The sequence below is a fragment of the Arthrobacter sp. Y3224055 genome, assembly GCF_059090825.1.
This window is the reverse complement of the sequence record NZ_JBNHGB010000007.1, coordinates 121,982-139,680: the sequence shown is the minus strand read 5'-3', so window position 1 is coordinate 139,680 and position 17,699 is coordinate 121,982. Positions and strand designations below refer to the sequence as shown.

Sequence of the window (17,699 nt, the reverse complement as noted above, 5' to 3'; positions counted from 1 at the left end):
TTCGAATCCGTTCGGGGTCGCCACCTGGGTATCCGGCCGTTCGCCAACCCGACCGGTCAACCTCGGTCCGGCCCCGGTTTCACCTGCTTTTTCTTCCACCCCACAAGCCTAGGGGACAGACCGCAGCCTCAGGCACCGTGGCTTGGAGGGGCGGCTCATCGCAGTGCGGAAGGGGCCGCCGCGGGAGCCGCCGACGCAGCTGCAGCGGGTTGTGTACGATTAACCAAAATGATAAGCATACTTATAACGACCCACAAGAAAAGGAGTTTCAATGGCTGAATTGACCACCCCCGAGGAACTTTTCGCTTTCAAGCTGGGCGTCGCGCTGCGATCCGAACATGACGTGCTCAAGATGCTTGAAGAGAACCAGAAGGTTGCACGGAGCCAAGAGCTGAAGGACATGCTCGGCCACCATCAGGACGAGACGCGTGAACAGATTACGTATATCGAAAAATGCTTCAAGGTCCTGGGCTTGGAGGCCAAGGAGCAGCGCTCCCCGGTGAGCAAGGGTTTGGCCGAGGAAGCGCAGGCCGCCTTGGACAAGGTGGATCCCAGCCTGGTGGACATGGTCATCGTGGCCGGGGCGCTGGACACGGAACATCATGAGGTCGCCTGCTACACCACGCTGATCACGTCGGCGGAGGCCCAGGGCCAGACCGAAGTCGTGGAGCTGCTTCAGCAGATCCTGGGCCAGGAAGAAAACACTCGGGACAAGCTGATCGAGTTCGGCCGGAAGCTCGCCCAGGAAGCCGCCGCCAAGTAGCGCGGCGGCCGGCGCGATGGCCGCCGGCGCACGCCAAGTAGCGCGACGGAGCGCGGCCGGACGGCTCGATGGTCTGGCCGCCGCACGGGGTAAACAGCGAAAGGGAGCGGAGCTGCGTGGGCGGCCCCGCTCCCTTTCGCGTGCCTGCCGCTCCGCTTCCCGTCGCGCGCAGCGGAAGTAACCTGCCGCCGGCCCCCTTACTAGTAGTAGGTTTTGCGCCCGCCGACCACCGGCAGCGGGAAGAATTCGTCCGCCACCTGCTGGACGATCGGCACGTAGATCGCTGAATTCCACTGCGGGCTGGCGTGGGCCGGCCGGGCGCCTTCGGTGACCAGGTTGTTGGTGAGGAAGTTCGCCTCATAGTTCACCAGCCAGCTGCGCCGCGCCGTTGCGTAGTTGACCGTCTGGTCCCCGGGGTTGCCCATCCAGGCGATGCGGGTGTCGCCGATGCTGTGGCGGAAGCGATACGCGTCAAAGTGATAGATGTACGAGGACTGGGACTGGATCAGCGTGCTGGACACGGCCAGCGGCGACAGCTGCTCCATGGTCTGCTCGACGATCTGCCGCCAGGTGCGCTCGTCCTTGTGCACAATGCGCTCGCCCAGCTCGTATCCGCCCCGCAAGTAGCTGGGCACCCGGTAGCCGGCCTCGTAGAGGAAGACCACGCCTTCGAACATGGTTTTGTCCAGCACGTCGAAGCGGCTGTACGGGGACGAATCCATCAGGATCAGTTCCACCGGGAAGCCCTTGGCGCGCAGCCGCGCGGTCATTTCCACGGCCACCATGCCGCCGAAGCTGTGTCCGTAGAAGTAGAGCCGCTGCAGGTCGTTGTCCTGGATGTGCTTCTGCAGCACCTCGGTCAATTCGGCCAGGTCCAGGCCGCGGTTCGAATAACCCGCCACCGCCAGCCGGCCACGATCCACCAGGCCGTCGCGCAACGAGTTCAAAATCCACAGCCCCTCTTCCCAGCTGGTCTTGTACCCGGGGAAGAGCACCCAGCTGCTGCGGGGGAAGCGCCGATCCGCGCGTTCGTCGTCCAGCGTGAGGATCTGCGCTTCGTTGCGCATCTCCTGGATGGCCCGGGTGGCCGCCAGGTCGGCGGCGGTGCCCAGCCCGAAGGCGGCACCGATCAGGAACGAGCGGCGCGAAACCCGGTGCAGGTTGCTGGCCAGGCGCAGCTGGCGGAAGGCGTGGTTCCTGCGGAGATCCATCATTCGAGCTGGCCGGCCACCGGCGGCTAGTCCAGCTCCAGTTCGTCCTTGCTGAAAGCGAACAAATAGGGCACGCCGGCTTCGGCCTCGATGCGTTCCTTCGCTCCGGTGTCGCGGTCCACAATGACTGCCACGGCCTGAACCTGCCCGCCGGCCTGGCGCACGCCTTCGACCGCGGTCAGCGCGGATCCGCCGGTCGTGGAAGTATCCTCCAGCACGACGACGGGGCGATCCTTCACCTCGGGACCCTCCACCTGGCGGCCCATGCCGTAGGACTTCTGCGCCTTGCGCACCACAAACGCGTCGACGGCTCGTCCGTCGTCTCCGGCCGCGTGCATCAGCGCCGTCCCCACCGGATCGGCCCCCATGGTCAGGCCGCCTGCTGCCTGGAATTCGATGCCGGCCTCGTCGAGCATGGCCAGCATGACACTGCCGACCAGCCGGGACGCCTCATGGTGCAGGGTGACCCGGCGCAGGTCGATGTAGTAGTCGGCTTCGGCGCCGCTGGAGAGGGTGACCCTGCCGCGCACCACGGCCAGTTCCTTAATCAGTTCGAGCAGGCGGGCGCGGTCGGCCGCTGGATCGGCCACGGGAGTCTGGGTCATGGCTCTTAGTCTATGGGGTTGCCCCCGCCGCACCGGCAATCCATGACAGGCCTCGCGGCCCCACCGGAGCCCTCAAACCGGGCGCCGCGGGACGCCGCCAACCCCCAGACGCCTCCGACCCCAAACCAGGCGCCGCGGGACGCCGCCGCCCCCCCCCAGATCCGACACCGTCAGGCGCCGCCGGACGCCGCCGGACCGCCCTGTGCCAGTCAGAGCCCGCGGACCAGCAGGTTCGGGTGCAGCTGCTCCCAGCCCTCGGCCAGGTCCTTGCCCGCGTCGTAGTGATCCTGGACCAGCTTGGCCCACACCCCGGACGTGCCGAGTTCGACCGGCTCGCGCCCAGTACCGCCGCAACCGCTGGATGCCCCGGAGGCTCCCACCTCCACGATGATCACGCACACGCCGTGGTCGGCCGGGTTGTCCGGGACTGCGGCATAGAAGGCGAAGTCGCTCGTTTCCGCCAAGGACCGGACGCTGCCTGGTGCCACGCGCAGGACCTCGGCTCCGCCCACCAGCTTGTCGTCCGGGCCGGCCGGCGCCTCCAGCGCGCCGATCCCAGACGTCGCCCCGGCGCAACCGGCGAGCGCCAGCAGGACGACGGCGCCGGCTGCCAGTGTGGTCAATGTGCGCATGACGCCCTGCCTCTCCCCAACTTCGTTTGTCCCACGCTAGCCGTGGAAGCATATGGACGGGACGCCCGCTCCATTACGAAGCGATAACTTCGCAGTCAGGCCGACGCGGCCGCTTCGATCGCTTCGGGCGAGAGGACGTGACCGATCGCCAGCGCCACCGCTCCCAGCACGCCGGCGCGCTGCCCTGCCACGGACGGGGCGATCCGCAGATGCTCGGTCGCCAGCGGCAGCGAGCGCCGGTAGACCACTTCCCGGATCCCGGCCAAGAGGTGCTCGCCCGCCTGCGCCAGCCGCCCGCCGATGACGATGACCGACGGGTTGATCAGGTTCACGCAGGTGGCCAGCACGTCGCCGATGTCCCGGCCGGCCTGGCGCACCGCCTGGATCGCTTGCGGGTCGCCGGAGCGGACCAGTTCGATCACGTCCTGGCTGTTTTCGGCCTTCTTTCCCCCGGCCGCAAGCACGGCCGCGAGGGCGGGCCCGCCGGCGAGCGCCTCCAGGCAGCCGGTGTTCCCGCACCGGCACACCACGTCGTCGCCCCGCGGCACCCGCACATGCCCCAAGTCCCCGGCGGTACCCTGGGCGCCGCGCTGCAGCTGCCCCGAGGAAATGATGCCGGCCCCGATCCCCGTGGCCACCTTGATCAGCATCAGGTCGGCGGTGTCGGGCCAGGCCATGGCCTGCTCGCCCAGCGCCATGATGTTGACGTCGTTGTCCACCAGCACCGGCACGTCGAAATGCTGCTGCACCAGCGCCGGGACGTCCACCCGGTCCCAGCCGGGCATGATCGGCGGATTGATCGGCCGCCCCGTGTCATGTTCGACCGGTCCGGGCAGCCCGATGCCGAACGCGCCCAGGTCCGCCGCGCCCCGCCCCGCGTCCTTCAGCAGCCGCGCCACGGCGTCGGTCAGCCAACCCAGCACGATGTCCGGGCCGCTGGCGATGCTCAGCTCGGCGCGCTCCTCGGCCAGGACATCGCCGGAGAGGTCGGCCACGACGACCCGGGCGTGCGTGGCGCCGAGGTCTGCGCCGACCACCAGGCGGGCGGCCGGGTTGAGCGCAAACAACGACGGCGGCCTTCCGCCGGTCGAGGTCGCTCCCCCAATGGGAGCAATCAGCCCCAGCCGCATCAACGAATCCACCCGGGCGGTCACCGTGGACCGCGCCAAGCCGGTCAACTGCGCCAGCTCCGCCCGGGTGCGCGGCTGGCCGTCGCGCAGCAGTTGGAATACCTCGCTTGCTCCGGCAGCCGGCTGGGCGGCCAGGCGCTGCGGCGGGGCGACATCGGACTTCAACACGCTTTCAGTACAGCACGCACCACTTCTGTTTGTCTCTACCGAAACTAACAATTCATGGTCAAACAACTTTTGCCTGACCCTCGACAAAACTATGTGATGCGTGCCACAGTGAGTGGGTGGAGCAGACGAGCAACACCGTGGCCGACAGCGGCGCCGGACGGGGGATACCCGTTCTCGAGGTCCGCGGCCTGACCAAGAGCTTCTTCGGCAATCCCGTGCTGCAGGACGCGTCACTGACGCTGCACGCCGGCGAGGTGCACGGCGTCGTCGGGGAGAACGGCGCAGGAAAGTCGACGCTGATGAAGATCCTGGCGGGCGTGTACCAGCGGGACTCGGGAACTGTGCTCCTGGACGGCGAAAGCGTCCAGTTCAGCCATCCCACCCAGGCACACGAAGCCGGGCTGTCCACCGTCTTTCAGGAATTCAACCTGCTGCCGGACCGCACGGTGGCGGAGAACATCTACCTGGGCCGCGAGCCCCGCAAGGGCCTGCTGGTCAACCGGGCCAAGATGAACGCCGCCACCGCGGAACTGCTGGAGTCGCTGGGCATCGGCTCCATCCGGCCCACGGCGCTGGTCCGATCGCTCTCCGTGGCCGAGCAGCAGATCGTCGAGATCGCCAAGGCCGTCAGCTACGAGGCCCGGATCATCTCCATGGACGAGCCGACCGCCGCGTTGTCCGGGCCGGAAGTGTCCCTGTTGTACGGGATCGTGGGGAGACTGGCCGAACGCGGCACCGGCATCCTCTACGTCTCGCACCGGCTGCGCGAGGTCTTCGACCTCTGCCAAACCATCACCGTGCTCAAAGACGGGCGGGTCGTGGGTACCAAACCGGCCGCCGAACTCGATGATGCCTCGCTGGTCCGGATGATGGTCGGCCGCCCCATCTCCGCGTACTTCCCGGACAAGCTCCCGCCCGCGCCCGCGGCACAGAGCACCGACCGCAATGCCCCGCTGCTCGAACTCGCCGACGCCGGCAACGACCAGCTGGACGGCATCAGCCTGCGCCTGATGCCCGGCGAGATCGTCGGCGTCGCCGGCCTGCAGGGGTCCGGCCGCACCGAACTGTTGCAGGCGATCTTCGGCGCCGCGCCGTTCAACCGCGGCAGCATGCAGCTGGCGGGCCGTCCGGTCCGTCCGCATTCTCCCCGCCAGGCGGTGCGGCACGGCATCGCGCTGATCACCGAGGACCGCAAGGCGCAGGGCCTGAGCCTGAACCAGTCCCTGCTGGACAATGCGCTGGGCGTGGTCCGCGCCGTGTTCCCCAAGCGCACCGCGACCGTACGCCGCGCCGTCGCCGGCTCCTTCAGCGCGCTGGAAGTCGTCGCCCGGGACCTGGACCAGGAGGTGCAGTACCTCTCCGGCGGCAACCAGCAAAAGATCGTGCTGGCCAAGTGGCTGGCGGTGTCCCCGGGCGTGGTGCTGCTGGACGAACCGACCCGGGGCATCGACGTCGGGGCCAAGGTCGCGGTGTACCGGCTGATGCGCCAGCTGGCGGCCGAGGGGAAGGGCGTCCTGATGGTCTCCAGCGAACTGCCCGAGGTGATCGGGATGTCCGACCGGATCCTGGTGATGCGCGACGGGCAGATTGCCGGCGAGCTGCCGGCCGGCGCCACCGAGGAGGAAATCCTGCGGCTGGCCACCGGCGCGCGGGTAGCGGGCGCGGCCTCCGACGGCACGCCGCCGGCTCCTAACCACGACGGCGGCGATCGCCTCGCGGTGGCGGGGCACGTTGCGGACGCGGGGCACGACGACGGCGCCCGCCTAGGGGACGCAGGCCACGGCGGCGGGTCACATGTGGCGGAGGACAGCGGCACCACGGGAGGGACACCATGACGACCACGCAAACCCCGGTCCCCACCCGGCGGGCACGGGCCGGCGGCGGATTCTTCGCGCGGCTGACCTCCACCCAAATCGTGTACCTGGTGGCCCTGCTGACCCTGATCGCCGGCAGCATCCTGGTGGCCACCGCCGGCCGGAACTTCTTCAGCCCGGGCAACATCTCCGCCATCCTGACCGGTACGAGCGTGCTGGGCTTCATCGCCATCGGCCAGACGCTGGTGATCCTGGTCGGCAGCCTGGACCTCTCGGTGCCCTACGTGACCAGCCTTGCCAGCCTGATAGCGGCCGGGGTGATGGCCAACCGGAGTGAAAACGTGCCGGCCGCCGTGCTGCTGGCACTGGGTGTCTCCGCCGTCATCGGTCTGGTCAACGGACTGATTGTTGCCGGCCTCAAGGTGCACGGGTTCATCGCCACGCTCGGCATGGGCCTGGTGATCAGCGGCTACCTGGGCACCAACTACAAGGGCAGTTTCGGCCAGACCCCGTTCTCCTTCCGGCTGATCGGCGCCACCGGGATAGGGCCGGTGCCGATTTCCACGCTCATCATGCTCGCCTGCGCCGCCCTCGTGCTGCTGATGCTGCACCGCACCCGCATGGGGCACCACATCTATGCCGTCGGCGGCGACAGCAACGTGGCACGGATGTCCGGCATCCGCGTCCCGGGCGCCGTGATCACCGCCCACGTCATCTGCTCCACCCTCTCCGGCATGGCCGGGCTGCTGCTGGCCAGCCGGCTTGGCGTCGGCAGCCCCACCGTGGGCTCGCAGGGCGGCTACGACCTGCTCTCGATCGCCGCCGTCGTCCTGGGCGGGACGCTGCTGGCCGGCGGCAAGGGATCCGTCACCGGCACCCTGGGCGGCGTCCTGATCTTCGCGATGCTGGACAACATCATGTCCGTGCTCCAGGTCAACCCGTTCCTGAAGGACGTGGTCCGCGGCGTGGTGATCGTGGTCGCCGTCGCCGTCTATGCCCGCCGCACCATCGTCGCCCGGCCGCCGCGCTACGGGCACGGCGCCCAACAGCAGGAGGTGCAGGCATGAGCACGGTTCTGGATTCGGAGGCCGGCGGCAGGGTGCTGCAGCAGAACCGGGCCGGACGCGGCCAGCGCTTCCTGCGCAGCCTGCGGACACCCGGCGGCGGCATCTTCGTGCTCCTGGCCGCGCTGCTGGTGGCCATCATCGTCCTGAACCCGTCGTTCGGCGAGCCCGGGTCCTTCATTCGCTTCATAGGCCGGACCGCCCCGATTGCGATCGCCGCCATCGGGCAGTACTTCGTCATCGTTTCCGGCGAGTTCGACCTGTCCATGGGATCGGTCGTGACCATGCAGGTGATCGTGGCCGGCAACCTGATCGGCCAGGACGACGCCAAGGTCATCCCCGTGCTGGCGCTGATGTTCGTCCTCGGGGCGGTCATCGGGCTGATCAACGGGCTGATCACCACCCTGCTCAAGGTCCCCAGCTTCATTGTCACCTTGGGCATGATGCTGGCGCTGCTGGGCCTGGTGCTCAACTGGACCGGCGGCGCCGCCCAGGGCAACCCGGCGGACAGCTTCCGGCAAATAGGCCGCGGCGGCATCGACAACGTGCCGGTGCTGGACGTCATCCCCTACCCGGTCATCATCCTAGCTGCCGTCGCCGTGCTCGCCGTCTGGATGATGCGCCGGCCCTACGGGCGCACGCTGGTCGCCGTCGGCGACAACGACGTGGCCGCAGCCCTGACCGGCGCCCGGGTCTGGTGGGTGCGCACGCGGGCCTTCATGCTGTCGTCGCTGGCCGCCACCGTCTCGGGGATCCTGCTGGTCGGGTATGCCGGGGTCCATCCGTCGGTGGGCCAAGGCTACGAGTTCACGGCGATCACCGCCGTCGTACTGGGTGGGGTGGTGCTCGGCGGCGGCCGTGGCTGGGTGCTCTCTGCGGCGGCGGGAGCGTTCGCCCTGGAGTTGCTGTTCACGCTGCTGAATTTCCTGGGCGTGGCATCCACCTGGCGGGACACCGTGCAGGGCGCCATCATCATCGTCGCTGTTGCTGCCGCCGCGCAGTCGTGGCAGCGCAAGCGGCGCGGGGGCTCTGCGGCCGCGCAGTCCGAACAACACATTATCGCGGCACCAGAGCCCGCTGAGGGCACCGACAAGGGAGGGAACTGACATGACGAGGAAACGTCTAAGTACCGCGGTCGCGCTCACAGCGGCCGCGTCGTTAATGGCCATGACCGGCTGTACCACCGATCCGTCGATCACCGAGGAGACCGGCGGCCCCGGCGGCGCGGCCAGCCCGTCACCGGCGGAAACTGCGGAGGCCTCCACGGAATGGTTCGACCAGGCCGTCTACGACGAGCAGTTCGAACAGCGGACCGCCGAATTCGAGGGCGACCCGGAGCAGCCGTGGCTTCAGTACATCGACGGCAAGATGACCGACACCAAGAAGTTCGCCTCCGAGGGCGCCAAGAAGGTCTGCTTCGCCAACGCGTCGATCTCCAACCCGTGGCGGCAGACTGGCTGGATCACCATGAACCAGCAGTTGAAGGTGCTGCAGGACGAGGGGGTTATTTCCGAAATGGAGACCCGCGACGCGCAGGACGACTCGAACACGCAAATTGCCGACATCGACTACTTCATCAGCGAAGGCGAATGCGACGCGTTTGTTATCTCGCCGAACGCCACTGCGGCGCTGACGCCTGCGGTGGAGCGGGCCTGCGACACGGGCAAGCCCGTGGTGGTGTTCGACCGCGGCGTGGAGACCGACTGCGCCACCACGTTCATCCACCCGATCGGCGGTTTCGCCTGGGGCATCGACACCGCCAACTTCCTCTCCGAACGGCTGCAGGAAGGCGACAAGGTGGTGGCGCTGCGCATCCTGCCCGGCGTGGATGTGCTGGAACAGCGCTGGGCGGCGGCGGAGAAGATCTTCAAGGAGAACGGCATCGAAGCCACCGACTACTTCACCGGCGCCGACCCGACCGAGATCAAGAAGATCATCTCCGACGAGCTCGCCACCGGCGATGTCCAGGGTGTCTGGATGGACGCCGGGGACGGCGCGGTCGCCGCGATCGAAGCGTTCGAGGACGCCGGCAAGGACCTGCCGGTCATGACCGGCGAAGACGAGCTGAGCTTCCTGCGCAAATGGAAGGACACCGGTATCGACGCGCTGGCTCCGGTTTACTCCAACTTCCAGTGGCGCACGCCGCTGCTGGCCGTGCAGAAGATCTTCGCCGGCGAGGAAATCCCGGCCGAGTGGGTGCTGCCTCAGGTTCCGATCCCTGCCGACGAGCTGGACGACTGGCTGAAACGCAACGACGGCATGCCGGACGGCCACTACGCGAAGTTTGGCGGGGAAGACCTGCCCGGCTATCCGGAGGTCTGGCAGGAACGCCAAATTCCGTAGAACGTGCGGGTCGGCCGGGCCCGGGGAGGGTGCCCGGCCGGCCCGCCAACTCCGGCGGGGACAGGTGACCGCCGGCCCCCCGGCGGTCAGCCGGGCGGGACCGCGGCGCGGCGTCCGGCGGCAACCGGACGAGCGAGCTGCCACCAGCAGCGCGGACCGGACGATGTCCCCACCAGCAGCGGCAGATGAAGGAGAAGGATCAATGGACCGGCCGATCGGCGTCAACACCTGGGTGTGGCAGTCGCCGCTGCGCGACACCGAGTTGCCCGGACTGCTGGCGAAGATCGCCGGCATGGGCTTTGACGGCGTCGAACTGCCGCTGGAAAACGTCGGCGACTTCACCGCCGGCACCGCCCGGGACGCCCTCGCGGCCACGCACCTGTTGCCCTACATCGTGGGCGCCATGGCACCCGGACGCGAATTGGTCCTGGCCGACGCCGGGTCGGTGCAGGCAACCCAGGACTATCTGGCGGCCTGCATCGACCTGGCGCACGACGTCGGCGCGCCGGCGGTGTGCGGTCCGTTCTACGCCAGCACGGGGCGGGTGTGGCGGATCGACGCCGAAGACCGCGCCGAAGCGTACCGCCAGCTCCGGGAGAACCTGGCGCCGCTGGCCGCCCAAGCCGAGGCGGCCGGCGTCGTACTGGGAATCGAGCCGCTCAACCGGTACGAGACCTCGCTGGTCAACACCGTGGAACAGGCGCTCGACGCGCTGGGTCCGCTGCTCGGCCACGGGGTGGGGTTGGCGCTGGACAGCTACCACCTGAACATCGAAGAACGCTCCAGCGCCGCCGCCATCCGTGCGGCCGGCGAACACCTGGTCCACCTGCAGGTGTGCGGCAACGACCGCGGGGCGCCGGGCGGCGACCAGACCGACTGGCCGGCGCTGGTCAAGGCGTTGGACGACGTGGGCTACGCCGGCCCGTTGAACATCGAGAGTTTCACCGCGGAGAACGCGGCCATCGCGACGGCCGCATCGATCTGGCGGCCGCTGGCACCAAGCCAGGATCAACTGGCAGAGGACGGGCTGGCATTCCTGCGCAGCCTCTAACCCGTTCCCGCGTCGAGGCGCAGCCCGGGCCCGGAGGGCAGCCCATCCCGCCGCACCACCGACCGACGAGCACGAAGGAGAAGACGATGACCGCCAATCCGGAGTCGCCGCCGCTGGGGGTGGCGGTGCTGGGGCATGCCTTCATGGGCAAGGCCCACTCCAATGCCTGGCGCAACGTGTCCGCCTTCTATCCCGGCCGGCCCGCGGTGGCCCGGCGGGTGCTGGTCGGCCGGAATGCCGACGGCGTGGCAACGGACGCGGCCCGGTACGGCTGGGCGGAGGGCTCCACCGACTGGCGGGCCGTCCTCGAGCGCGACGATGTGCAGATTGTGGACATCTGCACCCCCGGCCACCTGCATGCCGACCTGGCCGTCGCCGCGCTTCAGGCGGGCAAGCACGTGATGGTGGAGAAGCCGCTGGCCAACTCGGTGGCCGAAGCCGAGCGCATGGCCGCCGCGGCCCGTACCGCCGGGGCGGCCGGCGTCCAGTCGATGGTCGGCTTTAACTACCGGCGGGTGCCGGCGCTGGCCCTGGCGCGCCAATTGATCGCCGACGGCAGGATCGGCGCCGTGCGGCAGGTGCGGGTCGCATACCTTCAGGACTGGCTGGCCGACGACACCGCCCCGATGACCTGGCGGCTCCGCCGCGAAACCGCCGGCTCCGGGGCGCTCGGCGACCTGGCTTCGCACGCGGTGGACCAGATCCACTTCCTGCTCGGTGCGCGGGTCACGTCGGTCTCCGCCACGCTCAACACGTTCGTCGAAACCCGGCAGGGCCCGGGCGGCCCCGAACCGGTGACTGTCGACGACGCCGCGTGGGCCACCCTGCGGCTCGATTCCGGCGCGGTGGCCAGCCTGGAGGTCAGCCGGATGGCCGCGGGCCGCAAGAACGCGCTGCGGATCGAGGTCTACGGGTCCGCCGGGCACCTGGGCTTCGACCTGGAGCGGCTCAACGAGCTCTCCTATTACGACGCCGGGGCCCCGCCGGGGCTCGCGGGTGCGGCGAGGATCCTGGTCACCGAGGAGACGCACCCGTACCTGCAGGCCTGGTGGCCGCCCGGGCACGTGCTCGGCTGGGACCACACGTTCACCAGCCAGGCCGCCGATTTCCTGGCCGCGGTGGCAACCGGCCGGGCACCGAGCCCAAGCTTCGAGGACGGCCTGGCCGTGCAGAAGGTGCTGGACGCCATGGTGCGCAGCGCCGGGCAGGCGGGCACCGCCGTCGTCCTTGCCGAAACCGACACCCGCGCCGACTATGCAGGAGCAACCGATGGCCCGTAATTTCACGCTGTTCACCGGCCAGTGGGCGGACCTGCCCCTGGAGAAGGTGGCCGAACTGGCCGCGGGCTGGGGCTACGACGGCCTGGAGATCGCGGTGTCCGGCGGCCACCTCGATGCGTGGCGCTGGGACGACGACGACTACATCGCCGACCGGCTCGGCATCCTGGAGCGCAACGGCCTGCGGGTATGGGCGATCTCCAACCACCTGAAGGGCCAGGCGGTATGCGACGACCCGATCGACTTCCGGCATCAGGCGATCGTCGGCGAGCGCGTGTGGGGCGACGGCGAGCCGGAGGGCGTGCGGGCGCGGGCGGCCGAGGAGATGAAGCACACGGCGCGGCTGGCGCAGCGGCTCGGCGTGAAGACGGTGGTGGGATTCACCGGGTCTTCGATCTGGCAGTACGTGGCGATGTTTCCGCCGGTGCCCGCGGACGTGATCGACGGCGGCTACCGGGACTTCGCCGACCGGTGGAACCCAATCCTGGACGTGTTCGACGAGTGCGGGGTCCGGTTCGCGCACGAGATCCACCCCTCCGAGATCGCCTACGACTACTGGTCGACCGTGCGGGCGCTGGAGGCCTTGGGGCACCGTGAGGCGTTCGGCATTAACTGGGACCCCAGCCACATGATGTGGCAGGACATCGACCCGGTCTCGTTGATCTGGGACTTCAAGGACCGGATTTACCACGTGGACTGCAAGGACACGAAGCTGCGGATCACCGGGCGCAACACGCGGCTGGGATCGCATCTGCCGTGGGGCGACCCGCGGCGCGGCTGGGACTTCGTCTCCACCGGGCGCGGCGACGTGCCCTGGGAGGCCAGCTTCCGGGCGCTGGCGGCGATCGGCTACGACGGGCCGATCTCGGTGGAGTGGGAAGACGCCGGAATGGACCGGCTGCAGGGAGCGCCGGAAGCCCTCCGGTTCCTCAAGGGATTCGACTTCGATCCGCCGCAGGCCTCCTTTGACGCCGCGTTCAAGCAGTAGGGGCTGGCGGGCACAGGTGGCACCGTGGCAGACCCGTTCGCTCCCACGTATGGGCATAACTTCCCACGTTTCGGGAGGTCTTAAGCCCCTGACCTGCGGCGATGCCGGAGGTCCCTTTAAGACGTGGGAGCGAAAGTGCTCCCTGCCTGCCCGAACACGCTGGGCTGTCCAAGTTCTGCAGGAATTGTCCACGTTCTGGAAACCGATGCGGCCCTGACCTGCGGCGATGCCGAACGGCCGCCCAAAACAAGGACAACCGTGGCCCCTGGGCTGAGCCGTGCGGACCTGCCCGCCGAACTCCTGCAGCTGGCCAGGACCTTTAGTAGGCTGTGGCCATGCGCGAACTCCAGGCCACGATCATTGACGAAATGGGTGTCCAGCCCTCCATCGACCCGTCACAGGAAGTCGCACGGCGCGTCGGATTCCTCAAGGAGTACCTCAAGACCACCGGCAGCAAAGGCTTTGTGCTGGGCATCAGCGGCGGCGTCGACTCCAGCCTCGCCGGCAAGCTGGCCCAGCTGGCGGTCGACGAACTCGAGGCAGAAGGCGTCGAAGCCACCTTCGTGGCCGTGCGCCTCCCGTACGGCGTCCAGCACGATGAAGCCGACGCGCAGGCAGCCATGGATTTCATCCGGCCGAAAACGTCGTGGACGTTCAACATCAAGTCGGCCATGGACGGCTTCGAGTCCGAATTCACGACGACGACCGGCGAAGAGATCACCGACTTCAACAAGGGCAACATCAAGGCCCGGGCACGGATGATGGCCCAGTACGCGCTGGCCGGCCAGCACAACTACCTGGTGCTGGGCACAGACCACGGCGCCGAGTCGGTGACCGGCTTCTTCACCAAGTTCGGCGACGGCGCCGCCGACGTGCTGCCCCTGTTCGGACTCAACAAGCGGCAGAACCGGCAACTGTTGGTGCACCTTGGTGCCAGCGACCAGGTGGCACACAAGGTGCCGACGGCAGACCTGTTGGACACCACGCCCGGCCGCACCGACGAGGACGAACTGGGGATCAGCTACGACCACATCGACGACTACCTCGAGGGCCGCACCATTCCCGACGAGGTCGCCGAAAAGATCGAGCATCGCTACCTGATGACCCGGCACAAGCGGACCACCCCGGTGTCCATCCTCGACAAGTGGTGGCAGGGCTAGGCGGAACCGTCAGCCGAACAGGCGAGGCAAGGCCGGCCGGCCTCCCGCTGACCGCCATCTGGCCGGGTGAAGCACAGCCCGCCTGAGGATCTGCCACAAGCTCGGGCGGCTGAAGCGTCAGCCGACCAGGCTCTTCGCCCGCATCACTGCCTTGCGGAACTCATCCTGGTTCTTCCGGCTGATCATCGCCCTGCCACCGGGGCTTGGCGCCTTGATGACGGTCGGGCGGGTGAACGCACCCATGTGTTTCGCCCATTGAGTCTTGGTGAACGTCCCGCACAGCACGACGGCTTGGAGCCGAGGCAGCAGCCCCAGGACGGACTTCAGCGCCTTGACGCCGGCTATCGTCTGGACCGGAGTGGGCTCGGCGCCGTCGAGGAAAAACGGCACCGTATTCCAGAGGAGAACCCCCTCGTGCAGCTCCGCTTCCTGGCGTTCGTTCCAGCACCGCTCGGCCGCCTGGTCGGGGTTGTCTACCGAGACGAATCCCGGCCCCTCCGCGGTGACCGTTTGGCTTCCCGGGCTATCGAGCAGGAAGAGCACCCGCGCCTCGACGCCCGCATCCGCCGGGTCAAAATGCGGGACGGGTTCGGTGCGGGTCCGCGCGTAGGCGTCCCGCCATTCCTCAAGCTTCTGTATGGCCGGCTCGGATGACAGCATGGCTTGCCGCCGCTGCCGTTCGAGTGGATCTGCTAAAGACTGCGGCTTATCAGCAAACATCTATCCAACATACCCCTCAAGCCATGGGGCCGTGAGGGCTCCGACGGCGGGCCCAGCCGCCCGAGCGGCGAGCACAGCCTGCCGCCGTTGGGTAACGTAGCTGTTGTGAAGATTGCTACCTGGAATGTGAACTCGATCCGTGCCCGCGCCGACCGCGTTGAGTCCTGGCTGCAGCGCTCCGACGTGGATGTGCTGGCCATCCAGGAGACCAAGGCCAAGGATGAGAACTTCCCGTGGGACCTGTTCGAGAAGAACGGCTACGAGGTGGCGCACTTTGGCCTGAACCAGTGGAACGGCGTGGCCATCGCCTCGCGGGTGGGCCTGGATGACGTGGAACGGACGTTCGACGGGCAGCCGCACTTCGGCAAGAACGAGGACACCACTGCCGCCGAGGCCCGTGCCATCGGGGCGACCTGCGGCGGCGTGCGCGTGTGGAGCCTGTATGTCCCCAACGGCCGCACGGTCGACGATCCCCACATGCCCTACAAGTTGAACTGGCTCAAGGCCCTCAAGGAAGAGGCCGCCGGCTGGATCCAGGCGGACCCGGCGCTCCCCGTCGCGCTGATGGGCGACTGGAACATCGCTCCCACCGACGACGACGTCTGGGACATCGATTGGTTCCGGGCGCAGAACGCGACGCACGTGACCGAACCCGAGCGCGCCGCCTTCCGCGCGTTCGAAGAGGCCGGATTCGTCGACGTCGTCCGCCCGCACACCCCCGGGCCCGGCGTCTACACCTACTGGGACTACACGCAGCTGCGCTTCCCCAAGAAGGAAGGCATGCGCATCGACTTCATCCTCGGCTCCCCCGCGCTGGCCTCCCGCGTCACCGGGGCGATGATCGACCGCGAAGAGCGCAAGGGCAAGGGCGCCTCGGACCACGCGCCGGTCATCGCGGAGCTGGACTGAGATGAAGTTCCCGTACGTCTCCTACCTGCGGGTCTTCGAACCACTGGATGTGTTCGACGACGACCAGCAGCTGCTCATCATGAGCCAGCGCGGCCGGGGCAGGGACGTCACGGAGGACCTGGACCGCGGTGACTCGCTGCGCAGGATCACCCGCACCGTGTCGGACCCATTTCCGCACTCCAGCGACGACTTGATCCGGGTCCTCCACTATCCGACGCCCGAGGGCATCACCACGCCGCGGTACTGCCCCAACCAGCTGGCCGTCCGCAGCACCCTGGCCGCGGAATCGCTCTCCAGCAGCCTGCGCGATCCGCTGCTGGGGCTGCTGGTGCCCGAAGCGGCGAGGGACGCCCAGCAGTCCCGGCTGGACCCGGACAACTTTGTGGACGCCCTGGCCAAGCTGCACACGCGCAGCTCCACCTGGGGCATCCCGTTCGGCTGGTTTGTGCTGTTCCGCGAGGACGACCACACCGAAAAGGTGGAGAGCGACCACACGCTGCAGACGGTCCGCCTGGCCGCCCCGGTCCCGCAGTGCATCGACCGGGCCCGCTACGCAGCGGCTTCCCTGGCCCTCGCCGCCCCGGGCCTGGACCTGCTGGAAGAACTGACCGAGCTGACCGAGTGGCTGGAAACCTTCACGGCGGACGGCATTGTGGAGCTGGATTACGGCCGCGTGGCCGAGCTGGTCTACCCGGACGAATCGCCCTCGGACGTGCATGCCGGCATCGAATCGCTGGCCGACGGAGACATGACCGGCGCCGCCGCCGCGTACCGCCGCCTCGCCGGCCGCTGGATCAAGATCCGCCAGCTCGCCCGCGCGTCCTGACCGCCGGCCCGGAGCCTCCCGGCAATCACGACGACGGCGGGGCGGTCGAGGCCCGGACCACCAGCTCGTGAGGCTGGACACGCGGCACGTCCAGCCGCGCCTTCCCCTGCAGTTCGGCCAGCAGCAGCCGGGCCGCGTAGGCCCCCTGTTGGTCCGGCCGTTGCCGGACGGTCGTCAGCCCCATCGGCTCGGCGAACTCGTGGTCGTCGATGCCCACGACGGAGACGTCCTCGGGCACCCGCAGCCCGCGCTCCTGCGCGGCCCTCAGGGCGCCGAAGGCCATCTCGTCCGCGGAGGCGAAGATCGCCGTCGGCCGTTCCCCGGGTGAGTCGAGGAGCGCGCCTGCGGCAGTCCTGCCGCCGGAGAACCGGAAGTCGCCCATGGCCAGCCATTCCGGCCGTACCCGCAGCCCGTGTCGGGCCATCGTGTCCCGGAAGGCCAGCTCGCGGCGGCGCGGTACGTCGAAGTCAATCCCGTAGACGCCGCCGCCCTGCAGGTGCGCGATCCGCGTGTGCCCGAGCCCGATGAGATGCTCGACCGCCTCGGCGGCCGCGGCGGTGTCATCCACGCTCACGCTGCGCAAACCGTCCACCTGCCCGCCGACGATCACGTTCGGATACTCCAGCGCCTGCAGCGCCGCCAGTTCGTCCGCGGTCAGCTCCATGCACATCACCAACAGCGCGTCGATCCGCTTGCGCAGCATGGACCGGTGGAACACCCGTTCGCGGTTGGTGCCGGTGCCGCCCAGACTGAACACGACCAGGTCGTAGCCGGCCGCCCGCAACACCCGGTCCACGCCTTCCAGCGCGGACGCGAAGTACCACCGGTCGATCACCGGCAGCAGCACGCCCATGGCCCTCGTGCGGCCCGAGGCCAGGTGGGCCGCCGACGACGACGGCACGTAGCCCAGCGAGTCGGCGGTCGCCAGCACGCGGTCGCGGGTGGCCGTGGAGACCCCGGACAATCCGCGCAGGGCACGGGAAACCGTTGCGGTCGAGACGCCGGCGGCCCGCGCGACGTCGTCGATCCCGGTCACGG

Annotated in this window: 17 protein-coding genes; 11 read left to right on the top strand and 6 right to left on the bottom strand. The window is 68.7% G+C overall.

Features of this window, described 5'->3' with window-relative positions:
- Positions 1-271: 271 nt before the first annotated feature.
- Positions 272-763: a YciE/YciF ferroxidase family protein gene (locus tag AC5RTY_RS16175; RefSeq protein ID WP_494139917.1), complete on the top strand. Its 492-nt coding sequence runs from the start codon at positions 272-274 to the stop codon at positions 761-763.
- 200 nt (positions 764-963) lie between these two features.
- Here the strand turns inward: AC5RTY_RS16175 and AC5RTY_RS16170 are convergent, their stop codons facing one another.
- The 4 genes from AC5RTY_RS16170 to AC5RTY_RS16155 all read right to left on the bottom strand — a co-directional run bounded on the left by AC5RTY_RS16170 (position 964) and on the right by AC5RTY_RS16155 (position 4,509).
- A complete protein-coding gene (locus AC5RTY_RS16170; RefSeq protein WP_494002014.1) occupies positions 964-1,974 on the bottom strand; it encodes a thioesterase domain-containing protein in 1,011 nt (336 codons plus the stop codon).
- 26 nt (positions 1,975-2,000) lie between these two features.
- Complete coding sequence (gene pyrE / locus AC5RTY_RS16165; RefSeq protein ID WP_494002013.1) at positions 2,001-2,579, bottom strand: orotate phosphoribosyltransferase; 579 nt, start codon at positions 2,577-2,579, stop codon at positions 2,001-2,003.
- Between the two features lie 209 nt (positions 2,580-2,788).
- Positions 2,789-3,211: a hypothetical protein gene (locus tag AC5RTY_RS16160; RefSeq protein ID WP_494013314.1), complete on the bottom strand. Its 423-nt coding sequence runs from the start codon at positions 3,209-3,211 to the stop codon at positions 2,789-2,791.
- Positions 3,212-3,306: 95 nt separating this feature from the next.
- Positions 3,307-4,509 (bottom strand): ROK family transcriptional regulator, encoded by a 1,203-nt coding sequence (locus AC5RTY_RS16155; protein WP_494023874.1) that lies wholly within the window; start codon positions 4,507-4,509, stop codon positions 3,307-3,309.
- A gap of 116 nt (positions 4,510-4,625) precedes the next feature.
- Here AC5RTY_RS16155 and AC5RTY_RS16150 point away from each other — a divergent pair, with 116 nt between their 5' ends.
- From AC5RTY_RS16150 to nadE, 8 genes are all read left to right on the top strand, one after another.
- Complete coding sequence (locus AC5RTY_RS16150; protein WP_494139916.1) at positions 4,626-6,344, top strand: sugar ABC transporter ATP-binding protein; 1,719 nt, start codon at positions 4,626-4,628, stop codon at positions 6,342-6,344.
- Complete coding sequence (locus AC5RTY_RS16145; protein ID WP_494139915.1) at positions 6,341-7,390, top strand: ABC transporter permease; 1,050 nt, start codon at positions 6,341-6,343, stop codon at positions 7,388-7,390. The genes AC5RTY_RS16150 and AC5RTY_RS16145 overlap by 4 nt, the downstream gene beginning before the upstream one ends.
- Positions 7,387-8,493 carry an ABC transporter permease gene (locus tag AC5RTY_RS16140; protein WP_494074395.1) on the top strand — a complete coding sequence of 369 codons (1,107 nt, stop codon included), beginning with the start codon at positions 7,387-7,389 and terminating at the stop codon, positions 8,491-8,493. Before AC5RTY_RS16145 ends, AC5RTY_RS16140 begins: the two co-directional genes overlap by 4 nt.
- A 1-nt stretch (position 8,494) precedes the next feature.
- The gene (locus AC5RTY_RS16135) at positions 8,495-9,730 is read left to right on the top strand and encodes a substrate-binding domain-containing protein (protein WP_494024856.1); all 1,236 of its coding nucleotides are present in this window, start codon (positions 8,495-8,497) and stop codon (positions 9,728-9,730) included.
- Positions 9,731-9,932: 202 nt separating this feature from the next.
- Positions 9,933-10,781, top strand: coding sequence for a sugar phosphate isomerase/epimerase family protein (locus tag AC5RTY_RS16130; RefSeq protein ID WP_494101453.1), 849 nt, complete (start codon positions 9,933-9,935; stop codon positions 10,779-10,781).
- An 86-nt stretch (positions 10,782-10,867) separates the two neighbouring features.
- Positions 10,868-12,061, top strand: coding sequence for a Gfo/Idh/MocA family protein (locus tag AC5RTY_RS16125; protein ID WP_494139914.1), 1,194 nt, complete (start codon positions 10,868-10,870; stop codon positions 12,059-12,061).
- Complete coding sequence (locus tag AC5RTY_RS16120) at positions 12,051-13,046, top strand: sugar phosphate isomerase/epimerase family protein (RefSeq protein ID WP_494139913.1); 996 nt, start codon at positions 12,051-12,053, stop codon at positions 13,044-13,046. The genes AC5RTY_RS16125 and AC5RTY_RS16120 overlap by 11 nt, the downstream gene beginning before the upstream one ends.
- Before the next feature lie 335 nt (positions 13,047-13,381).
- Positions 13,382-14,206, top strand: coding sequence for an NAD(+) synthase (nadE, locus tag AC5RTY_RS16115; RefSeq protein WP_494139912.1), 825 nt, complete (start codon positions 13,382-13,384; stop codon positions 14,204-14,206).
- Positions 14,207-14,323: 117 nt separating this feature from the next.
- Here the strand turns inward: nadE and AC5RTY_RS16110 are convergent, their stop codons facing one another.
- Positions 14,324-14,926, bottom strand: coding sequence for a uracil-DNA glycosylase family protein (locus AC5RTY_RS16110; protein WP_494139911.1), 603 nt, complete (start codon positions 14,924-14,926; stop codon positions 14,324-14,326).
- A gap of 105 nt (positions 14,927-15,031) precedes the next feature.
- Between AC5RTY_RS16110 and AC5RTY_RS16105 the strand changes: the two genes are divergently transcribed.
- Complete coding sequence (locus AC5RTY_RS16105; RefSeq protein WP_494139910.1) at positions 15,032-15,835, top strand: exodeoxyribonuclease III; 804 nt, start codon at positions 15,032-15,034, stop codon at positions 15,833-15,835.
- A 1-nt stretch (position 15,836) separates the two neighbouring features.
- A complete protein-coding gene (locus AC5RTY_RS16100; protein ID WP_494002000.1) occupies positions 15,837-16,661 on the top strand; it encodes a DUF8083 family protein in 825 nt (274 codons plus the stop codon).
- A 25-nt stretch (positions 16,662-16,686) separates the two neighbouring features.
- On the opposite strand, the gene AC5RTY_RS16095 is transcribed toward AC5RTY_RS16100, so the two are convergent.
- Positions 16,687-17,697: a LacI family DNA-binding transcriptional regulator gene (locus AC5RTY_RS16095; protein WP_494139909.1), complete on the bottom strand. Its 1,011-nt coding sequence runs from the start codon at positions 17,695-17,697 to the stop codon at positions 16,687-16,689.
- Between the last annotated feature and the right edge of the window lie 2 nt (positions 17,698-17,699).

Bases quoted from the DNA above. Each gene is read 5' to 3' on its own strand.
- AC5RTY_RS16175 (WP_494139917.1), top strand. From the start codon at position 272: ATGGCTGAATTGACCACCCCCGAGGAACTTTTCGCTTTCAAGCTGGGC.
- AC5RTY_RS16125 (WP_494139914.1), top strand. From the start codon at position 10,868: ATGACCGCCAATCCGGAGTCGCCGCCGCTGGGGGTGGCGGTGCTGGGG.
- AC5RTY_RS16100 (WP_494002000.1), top strand. From the start codon at position 15,837: ATGAAGTTCCCGTACGTCTCCTACCTGCGGGTCTTCGAACCACTGGAT.
- AC5RTY_RS16145 (WP_494139915.1), top strand. From the start codon at position 6,341: ATGACGACCACGCAAACCCCGGTCCCCACCCGGCGGGCACGGGCCGGC.
- AC5RTY_RS16120 (WP_494139913.1), top strand. From the start codon at position 12,051: ATGGCCCGTAATTTCACGCTGTTCACCGGCCAGTGGGCGGACCTGCCC.
- pyrE (WP_494002013.1), bottom strand. From the start codon at position 2,579: ATGACCCAGACTCCCGTGGCCGATCCAGCGGCCGACCGCGCCCGCCTG.
- AC5RTY_RS16170 (WP_494002014.1), bottom strand. From the start codon at position 1,974: ATGGATCTCCGCAGGAACCACGCCTTCCGCCAGCTGCGCCTGGCCAGC.
- AC5RTY_RS16160 (WP_494013314.1), bottom strand. From the start codon at position 3,211: ATGCGCACATTGACCACACTGGCAGCCGGCGCCGTCGTCCTGCTGGCG.
- AC5RTY_RS16140 (WP_494074395.1), top strand. From the start codon at position 7,387: ATGAGCACGGTTCTGGATTCGGAGGCCGGCGGCAGGGTGCTGCAGCAG.
- AC5RTY_RS16130 (WP_494101453.1), top strand. From the start codon at position 9,933: ATGGACCGGCCGATCGGCGTCAACACCTGGGTGTGGCAGTCGCCGCTG.
- nadE (WP_494139912.1), top strand. From the start codon at position 13,382: ATGCGCGAACTCCAGGCCACGATCATTGACGAAATGGGTGTCCAGCCC.
- AC5RTY_RS16135 (WP_494024856.1), top strand. From the start codon at position 8,495: ATGACGAGGAAACGTCTAAGTACCGCGGTCGCGCTCACAGCGGCCGCG.
- AC5RTY_RS16110 (WP_494139911.1), bottom strand. From the start codon at position 14,926: ATGTTTGCTGATAAGCCGCAGTCTTTAGCAGATCCACTCGAACGGCAG.